General features: G+C 68.6%; 9 protein-coding genes and 1 pseudogene. 4 read left to right on the forward strand and 6 right to left on the reverse strand.

Going from position 1 to position 14,938, the window contains the following annotated elements; translation table 11 throughout:
* Nucleotides 1-46 precede the first annotated feature (46 nt).
* Both AB0389_RS09555 and AB0389_RS09560 read right to left on the reverse strand, forming a co-directional pair.
* The gene (locus AB0389_RS09555) at nt 47-1,039 is read right to left on the reverse strand and encodes a hypothetical protein (RefSeq protein WP_366394761.1); all 993 of its coding nucleotides are present in this window, start codon (nt 1,037-1,039) and stop codon (nt 47-49) included.
* Nucleotides 1,040-1,355: 316 nt separating this feature from the next.
* The gene (locus AB0389_RS09560) at nt 1,356-1,613 is read right to left on the reverse strand and encodes a hypothetical protein (RefSeq protein WP_366394762.1); all 258 of its coding nucleotides are present in this window, start codon (nt 1,611-1,613) and stop codon (nt 1,356-1,358) included.
* 143 nt (nt 1,614-1,756) lie between these two features.
* Between AB0389_RS09560 and AB0389_RS09565 the strand changes: the two are divergent.
* Nucleotides 1,757-2,417, forward strand: a pseudogene (locus tag AB0389_RS09565) (alpha/beta fold hydrolase).
* A 173-nt stretch (nt 2,418-2,590) separates the two neighbouring features.
* Here AB0389_RS09565 and AB0389_RS09570 read toward each other — a convergent pair.
* Together AB0389_RS09570 and AB0389_RS09575 are read right to left on the reverse strand one after the other, a co-directional pair.
* Entirely contained in the window at nt 2,591-3,214 is a 624-nt protein-coding gene (locus AB0389_RS09570; protein WP_366394763.1) for an SMI1/KNR4 family protein, read from the reverse strand.
* A gap of 170 nt (nt 3,215-3,384) precedes the next feature.
* A complete protein-coding gene (locus AB0389_RS09575; protein WP_366394764.1) occupies nt 3,385-4,542 on the reverse strand; it encodes an acyltransferase in 1,158 nt (385 codons plus the stop codon).
* Nucleotides 4,543-5,487: 945 nt separating this feature from the next.
* Between AB0389_RS09575 and AB0389_RS09580 the strand changes: the two genes are divergently transcribed.
* Both AB0389_RS09580 and AB0389_RS09585 read left to right on the forward strand, forming a co-directional pair.
* Entirely contained in the window at nt 5,488-6,624 is a 1,137-nt protein-coding gene (locus AB0389_RS09580; protein WP_366394765.1) for a hypothetical protein, read from the forward strand.
* Nucleotides 6,621-11,159, forward strand: a complete 4,539-nt coding sequence (locus AB0389_RS09585) for an SEFIR domain-containing protein (RefSeq protein ID WP_366394766.1) — start codon at nt 6,621-6,623, stop codon at nt 11,157-11,159. The genes AB0389_RS09580 and AB0389_RS09585 overlap by 4 nt, the downstream gene beginning before the upstream one ends.
* A 20-nt stretch (nt 11,160-11,179) precedes the next feature.
* On the opposite strand, the gene AB0389_RS09590 is transcribed toward AB0389_RS09585, so the two are convergent.
* Nucleotides 11,180-13,321 (reverse strand): tetratricopeptide repeat protein, encoded by a 2,142-nt coding sequence (locus AB0389_RS09590; RefSeq protein WP_366394767.1) that lies wholly within the window; start codon nt 13,319-13,321, stop codon nt 11,180-11,182.
* 201 nt (nt 13,322-13,522) lie between these two features.
* Here AB0389_RS09590 and AB0389_RS09595 point away from each other — a divergent pair, with 201 nt between their 5' ends.
* On the forward strand, nt 13,523-14,461 hold the full coding sequence (locus AB0389_RS09595; RefSeq protein WP_366394768.1) for a toll/interleukin-1 receptor domain-containing protein: 939 nt from the start codon (nt 13,523-13,525) through the stop codon (nt 14,459-14,461).
* A 5-nt stretch (nt 14,462-14,466) separates the two neighbouring features.
* On the opposite strand, the gene AB0389_RS09600 is transcribed toward AB0389_RS09595, so the two are convergent.
* Nucleotides 14,467-14,928, reverse strand: a complete 462-nt coding sequence (locus AB0389_RS09600) for a hypothetical protein (RefSeq protein WP_366394921.1) — start codon at nt 14,926-14,928, stop codon at nt 14,467-14,469.
* Nucleotides 14,929-14,938: the final 10 nt, after the last annotated feature.

Genomic DNA, 14,938 nt, shown 5'->3' on the forward strand with positions numbered 1-14,938 from the left:
CGTCACGTCTGCTCGGAAATGGCTCGGCAGGTGCTCCGGTAGCCGGTCAACGGCGCGGGCGCGCGTGCGTCGGCCTGTCCACCACATGCGGCAGGTAATGGCCGCGCGCGATCAGGAACGACTCCTCCCACCGCTCCGGCACGGGCGCCACGTACTTCCACGGGGCGGGAGTTGGGCGGTCACCGATCGCCGAGAACACCTCGGCGCCCTCGGCGAACCCGCCCGAACACAGGGCCTGTGCGAGGTAGTTCAGATCGAGCGCCGACCACGACCCCGGATCCGCGTGCGCGAACCACCTGTCAAGCGCCGAGCGCGTGTAGTAGGGGACCGGGTCGCTGGTCCAGTACAGGGTGGTGATTTCACCGCGCGCCTGCCGCGACCGGAAGAGGTCCGCGTAGACGTACAGCGGCAGCACCGCGAGCGCCGATCCCTCCGGAGCCCAGGAGGACACCCACCGAACAAAGTCCGAGGTGTGCTCTCCGTACGCCTGTAGCGCCTGGAGCATCCGGTGCCACGCTTCCCGGTTCAGCGGATCCCGTCGTCGCACCTCGTGAAGCAGCCCCCAGGGACCGTACGGCAGCAGCTGCTCCCAGGGCTTCGCCCGGTGCTCCGGCCTCCGGTGGCGCTCCCCCGTGTCCACCTGCGCCAGCGCCAGCAGGGACACCCACGGCACCGGATCGGCGGGCCAGCGGCGTACCGCCGCCGCGCATGCCATCCGTGCGCGATCCTCCAGGCCGGCAGTGTCATCCCGCCGGCCGGCGCGGTGAGCGTTGAGCGCGCGCTGTACCGCGACCCTGGCCCGCATCATCACCGCGTTGTGGTGTGGCTCCTCCTGACACCACGCCTCGACGGTGTCCCCCTGAGCGGCAGCCGCCGCCAGCACCTGACTCCGCGCGGTCCGCGACGCCCAGCTGGGGTTGTCCCCCAGCAGTTCGCGCATCGACCGCCACCGTCCGGCCCGTACGTCATCCAGTACGGGTCCCAGCTCGGCGTCGAAGCCGGCCGGGTGGTACCGGACCTCGCCCTCGGGAATCAGCACGCCGCACCCCGAAGCGGAGCGACGGCGTCGCACAACAGTCCGGACGCCGTCAGCCGTGGCGGCACGGACGGTGAGATCAACCAGTACGGCCCCGGGGGTCGTTGCCGGTACGCCGGAGGCATGACGAGGTACTGCCCCGTTCCGAGGACATGGACGTGGGGGATCCGCCATGCGCCGGCCGCGCCCACCTCAGTGAAGAAGTACATCGCACGTAACGCCGGATCGTCCGACCACGGCACCGGCGCGGTCACGATGTTCCCGGCGGGCACCGTGATCGTCTGCTCCGCACCGAGCAGGTAGCCGAGTACGGTGTCGATCAGCTTCGGCGCGCGTCACCCAGCTCGCGCCGGTCCAGCGCTTCGTCGTCGCCGGTCGTGGCGGCTGCCAGCTGGCCGACCTGACCCTGGTCGTAGGCGGCAAGGACCTTGTACGCGGTCAGACGCCGCAGATCCTCGTCCGGCACCCAAGACGGCGCCAGCTCGGCAAGAGCGCCGCCCGGTCTGCGCGGGTTCGTCATCACCGGCTTGTAGTTGAGCCAGCTCCACACATCGATGAGCACATCGCGAACGCGCACCGGAACCTCCGACACCCCGCGCCGGCAACTGATCAGCGTAACGACGTGGTCGGCTATGGAAGATCGGGCCCGTGATTGCAGTGGTGGTTCGGCCCTGGTGAACGCCAGCCCGCCAGCAGGCTCTTACCGCCTATCCTCCGGACATGGTTGATCACCGCTCGGTCGACGTGGGAGAAATCCACCTGGCCTATCAGGTGTCGGGGCCACGGGACGCTCCACCGCTCGTCTTGGTCCACGCCCTGGGCGAGAATGCCACTGACTGGGAGCCGGTGATAGCCGCCCTTGGACGCGGCCGACGGGTGTACGCCCTCGACCTGCGAGGGCACGGCCGAAGCGACTTGGCCGGGGGACTACTCGCTCGAACTCATGAAGGCCGATGTGCTGCAGTTCTTGGACGCACTGGGACTGGACCACGTGGACCTGATCGGGCATTCCATGGGCGGGATCGTCGCCTACCTGCTCGCACAAGACCATCCGCAGCGGGTGCGCCGACTCGTCCTGGAGGACGTACCGGTCCCCCGCCCCAGGGCGCCGAGTACCCCGAACCGGCCGGACGGCGATCTGGCCTTCGACTGGGAGATGGTGCTGGCCGTCAGGCAGCGGATCGACCAGCCGGATCCCCGGTGGCTGGAGCGGCTCAGCCAGATCACCGCCGAGACCCTCGTGGTGGCTGGCGGCCCACGCAGCCATGTTCCTCAGGACGGCGTCGCCGAATTGGCCCGTCGTATTCCCGGCGGGCGCATGATCACAATTCCGGTCGGGCACCTATCCACCAAGCAGCGCCGGAGACGTTCGCAGAGGTAGTCGCGGCGTTCCTGCTGACAGAGGGGAACGTCCATCGCGCCCGTCGACCATGAGCCCGCAATCACGACAGCCCAACCCGCGCATACCGGTCCGAGGCGCTCTTCGGTGGTTGAGTTCAGGATGTTACGACTGAACTGCCGGACCGGCTCCGCCCGGTGTCGGACCCGCCTTGTTCACCAGCCGACCAGATCCATGGAACTTCGAGCGAGCCAGTCCGTGAACAACACGGGGCGACCGCCGAGGTTCAGAGGAAGTATCCGGTCACAGGTGGCTCGGCCGTCGAACCACAGTGAGCCCCGGTACGGTCCGGTGACAACGAGCAGGGTCGAGAAGCCACAGCCGTTGTCCTGGATGAATACAGCGCCGGACGTCTTGCGCTCCTGGAACACCTCGTACTCGGCGTCCCACTGCTGCCATGCCGCTCGGTAGGCGCTGTGGTCCGGGAATGCCTGCGCCAGCGGCTCGCGCGCGTCCAGCTCATCCTCGTAGGCACGGTAGGAGTCAGGGTGCGGAAAGTCAGTCGTGAGCAGCCCGTAATTGGTGCTTGAGTCCCCGTGCCACCCCCAGCATGCCGACGATCGGCGCAGGCACTTCACCGTGCCGCCGGCGCTGCGCCGGAGCAAGTACTCTCGGTACTGGTCCGGGAACGTGATGCGCAGTTCCGCCTCCGCTTCGCGGATCTCCGTTTCGGACAGCGGCGGCGGGGAGACGACCTGCCTCACGGGTGGACAGCCGAACTCGTCAGAACGCCTTCCCCTGGCCAATTGCTGGCCTTCCGCTATCCAATCGATCGCCATACAGGTGAGAGTAGACGCGCGCGATCCGTCAGAGCTCTGCCGTGACCATTGCTGCGCCCACCACCTCGGCCGGGCATTGGGGAGAGTCGATCGCCGAGCCCGCGACACCTGGGACGCACGGCACGCACCGGCCCGGCCTTCGGCTACACACGCTGGAGGACGGCGGCTCCTCACGGTGGCTGCACACGGCGTGCCAACCTGCGGCCCCAGGTCTGGCCCGGCGCTTCAATGTATCGGTAGGTCAGCATGCTCAGGGGCAGCAGGACGGCGAAGAGGGCCACTTCGAGTGCGAGGTTGTCGTGCCGCCGTCGGCCGATCGTGCTGTCGATCACCCCCAGCAGTACGGGATGCACCAGGTAGACCGAGTAGCTGATCGTTCCCCATCCGGTCAGCATCCGCGGTACGCGACGCCGGCGCCACGCCAGTCCGGCGCCGAAGGTGAGCACAGCCAGCAGGAACGCGACGATCCAGCCGCGCCGTGTGAAGTGGTCACCGTCTCCGTACCGGTACGCACTCCCCACGGCACAGGCGACCACCACGCCGGCAGTGCCGGCCGCACAGCGCCAGGTGTTCTGACCGTTCTCGGCACGGTAGACGGCCGTGCCGAGGAACACCACGGCGAGGATCACCATGCCCTCCCACAACGGAACCGTGCCGTTGAGCGGCACCAGGGCGAGCGCCAGCACCCCGCCCAGCACACCCCCGAACCCCCGGAGTACGGGCGACCTGGCGCTCGCGCAGCAGATCGCGACCACCATGACGATCGAGGCAACCGCGATCAGCGGACCGGTGCCGACCAGGCCGGACAGAGCAGACGCAGGCAGCACTACCCCTGCCATCACGCTCACGACGGCGAGCACGGCCAGGATGACCGCGACCGCCGCTGACCGCTGGTGGAGGCGGACCGTGAAGAGGGCAACGCACAGCAGGTAGAAGGACATCTCATAGGAGAGCGTCCACAGGATGAGCAGGAGATTGGGTGTCCCCAGCAACTCCTGGAGCATGGTGGCGTGGGCGACAGCCACGGTGGCCGCGCTCTGCTGACCGAAGTCACGTAACTCCGCAACACCGAGAAGGGTGGCGGCGAGGAACATCGTGACGACAGCCGCCCACAGTGGGTACAGACGGAAGATCCGTCCGATCCAGAACGTCTGGACGCAGCCCCGGCGCTCCAGCGACGCGGGGATGATGTAGCCGCTCACCAGGAAGAACACCATGATGCCGTAGCGGCTGGTGTTGAACTGCGGCATCAGTTCCCGCCGGAAGTCCGGCATGAAGGTGTATGCCGAGTGGTCGAACACCACGACGAGCGCGGCGATACCGCGCAACGCGTCCAGCCAGGCAACCGCGACGGACCAGCCGTCGCGACAGCGGACAGCAATCGTGGTGCGGCGGATTTTGAATGTGCCGGTGGAACAGGGACGAGGGGTGGAGATTCCATGCGTGGACAGAGTTGTGGGGAACCGACGGAATGTTCTGGTCAGGCAGGATGCCGGGGTTCTTGGAGATCGTTTCCCGCAACCTAGATGATCATTTCCCACAGTCCTGATCAGAGCCGCTCCAACGAGACCACACGCTTGGGAAGCGGTGCCGCGCGGCCGCTGCGAGAGCTTGTCGCCAGAAGGTGCGGCCCGGCACTGACATACAGCCGAGACCAGGTGGTTGACCGCATCTACCCCAACCGCTCACCCGTCACCGAATCAGATCAGTAAGCTCGGGGCATCGCCGTGGCCGGCCGAGGGGGGCGAACGTCGTGCTGAATTCCGTGGCTTTCCCCTGCGCGAGAGACGGGTTGGCCGCGACGCTGCGGAGCGGGCTCCTGGGTGGCTACGACGGTGCCGGTGCGTGGTTGCTGGCACTGGACAACCTCCGTGACGGCGATGAACAGCTCATGGTGGAGACACACGAGGGGCTGCATCACGAACTCCAGGCGTCCACCGGGTACGGGCTCATTTCGGCGATGGCGCTGCTGCTGTCCAAACGCGGATTCAGGCCACTGGTGCTTCCGGAGTTGTTCGATGTGATGGTGGGGGGTTCGCGTCAGACGCACGAGGTGTTCGCCACCACCTTGTCGGCGTCGCTGGCAGGCGTCCGGCAGACCCGTTCCATGCTCGACGGCAACGCTACCTACCTGGGATACCTGGAGCGAGGTCTCGGCCTGGCTGGCACCGGTGTGATCGCATGGCATTTCCGGGAGACCGCAGCGGCCTCCGTGTTGCGTTGCTCGATGGCGCCGGTGCACGTCTTCGACATCTTGGAGACGGGGTTCGCCCATGAGGAGGACCGATCTCACCGAAGCCGCCCGGCCCGACCGGCGGCTGAAGGCGTTCGAGGCGGCCGGCGGACCGGACGGCTGGGGCGCTGTCCTGTCGGAGCTGGCCTCCGCTCACCCCGATCGCGGTGTCCGTCGCGGAGACGCCGATCGCCGGGACGTTCCCGACGACGAGGAGTTGGAGAGCCTGCGCCGGTTCGAGGAGGAGGTCGTACTCCGCAGGTGCTACGAGTACGTCAGCGAGGTCCTCGTCGGCGCCGGAATGCCCTCGGTGGCCTGGGAGGACCAGGCCCGCGTCGCCCATGCGCTGAAGGCTGCGGTGGCAGAGGTCGACGGTGAGCTGTCGGAACGCCTGAACGTGGTCACGGAACGGCGGCCCGTACTCGATGACGGGCTGGAGTACGACCGGCAGAAGATCGTGCTGCGGGACCGGCTGCCCGTCGAGATGGTGGACAGCACGCACACTCCCGGACTCCTCGACGCCTTCACGGTGGGTGACTCGGACGATCACAGGCATGTCTGCGGCGTCTGGCTGAGCCGCGAGGTCGCGCGGAAGCAGTTCTCCTTCCCCGAAGGAGCGGAGTTGCCGGAATTGATCGTCGCGCTGCTGGCCGTGGCGCGGACGGCGGACGGCCGACAGGTCGTGCGTCTGGGACTGCTGCCGTCGACGACCACTCCACGGAAGTGTCAGACCCTCCTGGGCAAGACGCCGTTGCTGGTGCTGACCTCGCACCTGACACTGACGGACCCGTCGGCGGTCGACGTGCTGGGGCGTGTGGAGCCGGTCTTCGTCCTCATGGACCTGCCGGTCGCATGGCATGTGGACGACTGGTGCGGGCAGGGTACGCACGTCCGGATGGGTCTGGTACCGCTGGAGGGGCTCGCGTCCGGAGACCTGTTGATGGCGGCGTTCACCCTTGACCGGCAGCCGACGTTCCGGTTCATCTGTATCGGCGGGAAGGTCGGGATGTCCATGCTCACGGAGCAGTTGCGCCGGCGGCACGGCGTGAGGGGCGACCGCGGCGGACACGTCGAGGTGGACGGAACCCTCCTCCGGGACGACGCCACGGCCTTCAACCTGGTGCTCAACCATGTCGTCGGCGCCTGGCACGTCCTCGACCAGGATGCGGTGTCGTGACGGACACGGACAGCCTGCGATGGCCGGCGGGTTTCGATTCGCTGTTCCCCGAAGTCACGGAGGACCGGCTAATCCTTGACGCGGCCGTGCTGGAGCGGTTGGCGGCCCTGCCCGACATGGAGCCGGGGGAGGTGTCGGTCACCGTCCGCTCCCTGGTACGCGAGCACGGCGTCGACGTGTCGGCGTTCGAGATGCGCACCAACACGTGGCGCATCGATCTGCCCGTGGCGATCGCGAAATCCGTACTCGTGGGAGTGGTAGCCACGAGCGTGTTCCAGTTGCTGGGCGCCGACGCGGTCCCCGTCGCCGTGGCCGACATGGTGGCGCCGCTGGTGTTCGAGATCAGGAGGGTCGAACTCCGGCCGTCCGACGCCGTAATCCACGCGCGGCTCAGCCCGGTCGCCGACGGCGACGCCCACCGGCTGGACGAGCTCTACGGCACGCTGCCCGCAGACGTCCGTGCGGAGCTGAGCCTCATGGAGTTCGCCGATGTGGTCGAACGTCTGCTGCGGGCCCGCCTCGCGGTCGTGGGACCGGACGGTTTCCGCGTCCGCGCCCGCGACACCGGGCGCGGATTCCGCCTGCTGCTCTCGGACCCGCACCTGCCAGCGGCCCTGCTGCTCGGACCGGAGAACGGCGCGGGTACGGCCGAGCCGCAGGCCGCTCGCCGCGGGCAGCCCGCGCCGACGTCCTCGGACGGGCCCGCGTCCGCCCGAGCGCCACAGGTCTTCGTTTCGTACGCCCATGACTCGCCGGAGCACAAGGAGAACGTCCGCGCGTTCTGCGAGTTCCTCGTCGCGAACAGCATCGACGTGGAGGCGGACGTATGGAATCTGGACAAGCGACGTGACTGGCCCTTGTGGGCCATCCGTGCGATTCCGAAGGCCGATTTCGTCATCGTGGTGGCGTCACCCGAGTGCAGACGGGTCGGCAACGGCGAGGTCGAGTCACATGAACGCCGAGGGCTGCAGTCCGAGATGCGCGTGCTGCGCGAACTGCTCAACGTCGGCGTCGGAGTCTGGACGGACAAAATTCTCCCGGTGGTGCTTCCCGGGGGCTCGACCAGCGACATTCCGCTGTTTCTCCAGCCCACTGGCAGCGATCACTACCTCGTCACCGACTTCGATACCACGGGCGCGGAAGACCTCCTGCGGAGGTTGACAAACCAACCTCCCTACGTACGCCCCGCGTTGGGGCCCCGACCTGACCTGCCGCCGTACCCGCCCGCCGTACCGAAGGGGCAGCACGCGGTACCGCAGGCCGCACTCGACGCCTCCCGACGGATGTGTGCGGACGCCAGGCGCAAGGCCGCGACAGCGATCGTTCCCCGGGCCACCCTGGAGGGCCGTCACCTGCCGCGCATCCAGCGCCGTATCGCCTCCTCCCACGTTCTTCCGGTCCCTCTGCTGGGGGAGGCGGGGATCGGCAAGTCGGTGCTGAGCGCCCAGATCTTCCAGGCCCTCGACGAGGACCAGGACGTCACCGCCCTGCTGGTCAACTGCGAGTACGCGGTGGCCGCCGCCCACAGCCAGGCCGAACTCGACCGGGCCCTCGGTGCGGTGCTCGCCCCCGCCTCGACCGAGCCCGTGTCACTGACCGCGGTCGCCGCGGCGTGCACCGGTCACGAGGACCGCCAGGTCGTGCTGGTCCTGGACACCGTGGACTACCTGCTCAACGCCGAGACGGCCCCCTCGGTCCTGGGGTTGCTCCACACCCTCCACGCCCAGGGCGTCCTGGTCGTCCTCACCTGCCGACAGCACGACTTCGACACCTGGCTGGCGCCGGGGTACGCCCGCCTGGCGGCGTCACGCGCGGAGGACATGAGCGTACCGCCGCTCACCAGGAAGGAAGTCGTCCTCGTCGTCCAGGGCTACCTCGAATCCCACGGCCTCCAGGACACGAGGCGGGACTTCGTGGGGCGGATCGTCACGGCGTACGACGACCCGGACCAGAGTGCCCTGAGGGAACTGATCGCCAACCCCCTGCACCTGTTCATGTTCTGCGAACTCTTCGCCGGAGCCGACAGCTTCCCGCCGGATCTCAGTGCCACCCGCCTCATGCGCCGGTACTTCCGGGAGAAGGTCACCGCCAGCCGTCGCTATCCACGCACCACCGAGGAGTCCTTCGCCAAGCAGCGGCTGGTCTCCGCCCTCTCGCGCCTGCTGTGGGCGGCCTCGCGGGACACTCTGTCGCTGTGGACCCCGGAGAACTCGCTGCCGCTGGACGGCATCGGATTACCGGCGTACCAGGACCTGCTCAGCGAGACGGTCCTGGTGCAGCGCGAGAGCCTCGCCGGTGAGCAGGTCGGTTTCCGCCACCAGGCCCTGACCGAGTACTTCATCGCGATGCACCTGCACCAGTCCCGCACCGAACGCGACGCGCTGCTGGAGGAACTGCGTGATCATCCGCACGAACGCTGGTTCGCCTGGCAGATGGTCCGACACCTGGTGGCGATGGCCGATGCCGAGGAGGCCGAGGACCTCCTCGGCCGACTGGACCTGGACCAGATCGTCGCCTTTCGCTCCGTCGTCTTCGGCGCTGTCGAGGAACATCGCAAGGGATTGCTCCTGGCCCTGGCCGAGCACGTACGCCAGGCCGGCGAGGTCTTCGGCAAGCAGTTGATCGCGGCACTGCCGTCGGTGCCGGACAGCGGGCTGGAGGAGGCGGTGCGGACCGCCTCTCGTCTCCTCCAGGAAGTCCCCCCGGGCCAGGTGTGCGCCGTCGGGCGGTCGGCGGCCCGACTGGTGGTGCGCGGCGGCGAGCAGACCGGGCCCTGGCTCGTCACCCTCCTGGAGGGACTGCGGAGCCGGATGTCCGATCCGTCCTCGGCCCTGGAGTACATGCTCGTCGGCGACGTGGTGAAGTACCTCCTGGCCCCGTTCGTCGATCGCGGCCGCGCGCTGCCCCCGGACGCGCTGAGCGCGGCACGGGACATGCTTCGGCCGCAGGAGTTCGGAGCGCCCGCAGTACGTGAACTGGCCCGCGCCTTCCTCGTTCCGGGCACGCCCCACGACGAGCGGGTACTCATGCTCGTCTCGATGCTGGCCCGCGGCTCCTACCGGGAGCTGCGTCCGGTGGACGAGGAACTGGTGCTGCAAGTCGTCCCGTGGGCGCACGGCGCGACGACCGGCCTACCAAACCTCGACGATCCGCTGGTCTTCCTGACCACAGGCCGCAAACAGAACACGTCTGTGAGATACACGGCCCTGGCCCGGGCCGCCAACGAGAAACCGACCATCGCGGCCCTGCTGACCGACGCCTTTCTCACCACGGACGACAATGGCGCGGCCCACCACATGCTGCTGTGCCTTCAGCAGGCCGCGCGTATCGGCGGTGCCGCATGGGTGGCCGAGGCGTTGCAGGCGGCCTCGATACCGGTGCGCTCAGCGGGAATCCGGCAGGTCTGCGGAGTACTGACCGCGTTCGCCGAGGCACCGCGGCCGATCCGGATTCCCCTGGCCGAGTGGTTGGAGGAACAGATCACCGACTGGTCCAGAACAGCCGTGGACGCGTATCTCCGGCTGGTGCACGACGATCCCGGGCTGCTGTCCAGGGCCCTCGGCAAGCTGACCGAGCTGTCGGCGAGCGAGCAGGAGAGGACGATCGCCAATCTGGCGCGGGACGGTGACGGGATCGCCAAGGACATCGTCCTGACGATCCTCAGCGTCACCCGGACGAACGCTGGTGGTCCCTCGCTGCCGTTGTCTCCCGCGATCGAGGCCCGCTTGTACGGTCTGGTCGCCGAGAGCGAACCGTACGCGCGCGAGCGCCTCGTCGAGCTCGTCACGGGAAACTCGCGCAATGCCTCTGACCAGGCGCTGCATCAGTTGGAAGGTGCCGCGGACAGAAGCAGGGCATGGCTCTACGCGGAGTTGCTGACCCCGCTGGCCTCCTGCCGTGATCCGCTGATCCGGCGCCGAGCCCTGGGCATCGTCGTTCCCCTCGTCCGCACACACCGGCGACAGGCAGCCGATGTGGTGCTCACCTGGTTGCACGAAGCCGCCCGACGGGCTGCCGGGGGGATCAGGGACACCGAGGAGCTCCGGCTGCTGCTGCAGCTGGCGAACAACTTCTGCTACGACGAGGCCGCCTCGGTCGTGACGGCCGAGGACGCAATCATCGGTCTCCTGGAGCGGGCGACTCGGTACACCGCGCCTGCGGAGACTCCGGTCGTCCGCCAACTGGTCGCCCTGCTCAAGACGTTGTGCGTGCTGCAAGGCCACCGGCTCCGGCTCCGGGCGGCCGGATGGCTGTTCCGTACCCTGCGCCAGGTCGATGTGAATCTGCACAAGGACGCGACGGTGTGGGCGCGCGAAGCGCTCGGTCACCTGGTCGAGGCAGGTGTTCTCGACCTTGGACAGGTAATCGACGAATGCGCCGCGTGGATACCGGACAACCAGCTCGTCACCGTGGAGTTGGTCATGAGCCATGACGTGCGCCGGGCCGCGTCCCCACACCTCGACACCCTCTTGCGGCGCGGGTGTTCGCCCGCGGTCGCCGAGAGGATCGTGGCGTACCGCCACCCGGCCGACTGACTGACCGGTCGGCCCCCGTCTCAGCTCCGCGCGGTGTCCGCCTCGGGCGTCGGCACCCCCAGTGCGGTCAGCCGGGAGCGCACCTGCTCGGCCTTCGGGGAGCGCAGGGTCTGGTAGTGCGCCAGCGCACGCTTCCCATGGTGCGCGGCGCGCCGGGGATCGGTGGCGGCCAGCAGGGCCGCGAGCCCTTCGCGGGCCCGGGCCTCCTCGAAGATACTGCCGCAAGCCCGGCTCCGCCGCAGGGCCCGCAGGAAATGGCGCCGGGCCGGTTCCGCCCGGCCGGCGCTGGCATACGCCTCGCCCAGACCGTTCAGAGCCATGGCAGAATCGAGGTCGAGCCCGAGTTCCACGAAGATGTCCAGTGCCTGCGTCAGATGCGCCGTGGCGTCCTTGTACCGCCCGAGTTCGGTCTCGGCCAGCGCCATGCCCCGTTGGACGATCGCCGTGTTGCGCCGGGCGCCGAGGGCGCCGTAAACGTCGAGCGCCTGCTGGTGATCGGCCAGGGCCGCCACGTGGTCTCCGGCGTACTGGTGCACCCAGGCGCGGTTCTCTACCGCGGTCGCCACCCCGTGCGCGTCGCCCACCGCCTCGAATCCGGCCCTCGCCGCCTCGTAGTGGCGTGCCGCGTCCTGGGAGCGGTCCTGCTCGATGAGCGCGACTCCCATGCTGTTGTGCAGGACGCTCTGTACGCGGACTTCACCGGCGTCGGTGGCCGCGTCGAGCGCGACCTGAAGCGTCTCCAGCCAGCTGTCCCAGGCCTTGGTGTGGAAGAAGAAGCCGCGCATCGCGTCGGCCAGGATCCAGCACCGCGAGGGATCCGAGGTGGTGACCGCCACTCTGAGGAGGGCGGACAGTTGGGGCATCTCCTCGGCGAACCAGGCGAGTGCGGCGGCTCGTTCCCCGACGTCGGGGATGCTGTGCGGCGGGTGGGCCACGGTGTGGGGCAGACGGTAGCGCCCTGGTGCCACGGCCGAGTCCGCGCGGTCGGCGGTGTACAGGTAGCAGTCGATCAGCCTGTCCATGGCGGCCCGGGTACCGGCCTCGGGCACGTCCTCGTGTGCCCGTTCCCAGGCGTAGACGTGGAGCAGATCGTGCAACTTGTAGTGGCCGACGCCGTCCGTCTCGACCAGGTTGATGTTCCGCAGTCTCTGCATCCGGCGCCGGACGTCGCGCACCGGCAGGCCGGCCAGGGCTGCGACGGCATGGACGCCCACGCGGGGGCCGGGATGCAGACCGCACAGGGCGAACAGCAGTCGTTCACCCTCGTCGAGGGTGTCGTAGGAGGCCCCGATCGAGGCGGCCACGGCGCGGTCGCCGTCGTCCAGTTCCACTAGTCTTTTCCGTTTGTCGTCCAGCAATGTCGCAAGTTCGGCGAGGTGGTCGGTCGTTTCCCCCCGTACCTGTGCGGCCGCGACGCGAAGGGCGAGGGGAAGTCCGACGCAACTGGCGGCGATCCGTTGCGCGTAAGAGCGGGCGGCGGCTCCTTCGGCGTCCGTCTCGGTGTGGGGGTCGGCCGCCGCGAGGAACAGTTCACAGGACTCGTCGGGCGACAGGTCGGAGAGCGAGAACCGCCGTGCGTCGTCCAGCGCGGGCAGCAGGTTGCGACTGGAGATCAGAGCCGCACATCCGTGCGGCGGCAACAATGCCTGAACCTGCGCGCTGTCCCGGCTGTTGTCGAGGAGCACGAGCACCGAGCGGTCCCTGAGGCACTCGCGGTAAACCGCGGCCCGGTCCTCCGCATGCTCAGGGATCGCGTCCGGCGGCAGTCCGAGCCGTTGCAGCAGTCGCCTGAGGGCGTCCGCGGGCTTGAGCGGTGGCAGGCCCAACGCGTACCCGTCGAGGTCGATCGAGAGCACCCCGCCGGGGAACCAGCCGCGGTCTACGGCACGATGAGCGGCCTGCAGGAACAGTTCGCTCTTGCCGATCCCCGCGGGACCGGTCACCAGCCCGACGCGGGAGCGCGGCCCGTTCCCGCCGTCCGGGGCAAGCACGTCCAATAAGCCCTGCACCTCGTAGTCGCGGCCCACGAAGACGGAGGAGGGCATGGGAAGAATCCCGAGGGGCGGCGCGGGAGTCGGCGGGAGGTTCATGGTGACGCTGCCGGCCTGGACCACCGGGCCGTAGTACTTCCCCCCGCTGATGCTGTTGTCGGTGCGGGACACAGGTGGCTCCGTCATGCGGTCCCCGCCCTGGGAACGGGCGGCGCCGGACGGTCGGGAGGCATACCTGTCAACCTCGCTCACCTCTCACCGATCTGGCTCGGACGGCGGACGCCGGGCCGGCACAGGGCGCCCGGCGGAGTGTTCCTCCCCGTCCTGGACACACACCACACGTCCGTCGCGTGCGCGCCTTAAGCTCCCCTCATGGGAGAGCCGATCCAGGTCCACGATCTCGCCGTCTCGTTCGCCGGCGAACAGCGGCCGTACGTCGAACAAGTCGTCGAGGCTTGCAAGGAGTACGGCCTGTCCGTGCTTTACGACCGTGATCTCAGCGTCGAGTTCTGGGGCCGCAACCTCATCATGGGATTCCGGAGTATCTACGGTGGCAAGAGGGCACGTTACGTCGCGCCCTTCCTGTCGCACGCATACCTGTCGACGCCCTATCCGATGGACGAGTACAGGGCCATGCTGGTGCCCGCCCTGGACAACCCGGACGAGTACATCCTCCCCGTGCTGGTCGGGGATGTGACCGTCCCCGCGGAGCTCCTCAGCCCCGCCGTCGCTTTTCTCCGGGCAGAGGACTACACACCGCAGGAACTGGCCCGCGCGTTCCGCCGGCGAATCCCCGACTCCGGCTCCGCGCCCCTGGCAGGAACACCGACGCGGAGCGAGAGCACGGCGCAGGTTCTGCGGACTCCCAGGACGACGCCCGAGAGCTTCAGCAGATACGCGGAGCTGGAGTCCTCGTTCCGTTATCTCACCGAGCAGTTCAAGAGGGCCGCCCCGCGGATGTCCGAGTCCGGCCTCGTCTGCACGGTCCGCAACTCCGACTCGGAACTTCAGGTACGCGTCGAGCGGCGCGGCCGGACCCTGTACGGGATCGACATCCACGTTGGCGGCATGGGACGGGACGACGTGCTCAACTTCGTCGTCGGGCACCGTCTGCAGGACGGCCGTAACAGGAGCAACGGCACCGCCACACCGGTGTTCGACCGCGCCACCGGAACGCCCCGGCTGGAATTGCACGACCTGTCGGTGTTCGGGAGCGTTCCGAGCACCAGGTCCCTTTCGAAGGAGCAGCTCTTCGAGGAGCTGTGGAATCGCATCGTGGACCAGATGCAGCAGCTCACTGACGGCCTCTGACGGATTCAGCCCGCCGTACCACCCTGCCCGCCGCGGTCAGAGCCGCCCGGCCTGTCTGACCCCGGAGCGGCCGTGGTGAAGGTGAGGTCGGAGAAATCCCGCCCCTGCAGTACCGGACCGTGCTGGACACCGCCGCTGATGGTGTTGTGCACCGCACGGTCGTCGAGGGGGATCCGCTGCGCCTGGTCCTGCCAGACTGCAAGTACGGTGCGGAACTCCGCGTCCAGAGCGGCCCGTACCGCCAGCGTCGTGCTGAGTGCCTGCGCGGTGCCCTGGTCGGCGGGGTTCTGGGCGAGCCGTGCCAGTTCCGCCTCGCCCGAACCGGTTGCCGGGCCGTCTTCGCCGCCGCCATCACGGCGGAAGGGGCGTCGCACCAGTGCGGAGAACGCCGCCCACGCGTTTCGTCCGAGCTCGCCTCCGGCCCCGCCAGCAAGCGCGACCAGTAATCCCACCGACACCGGATCCATGTCCCCACCC

This window comes from Streptomyces sp. NPDC093109 (assembly GCF_040701725.1).
GTDB lineage: Bacteria > Actinomycetota > Actinomycetes > Streptomycetales > Streptomycetaceae > Streptomyces.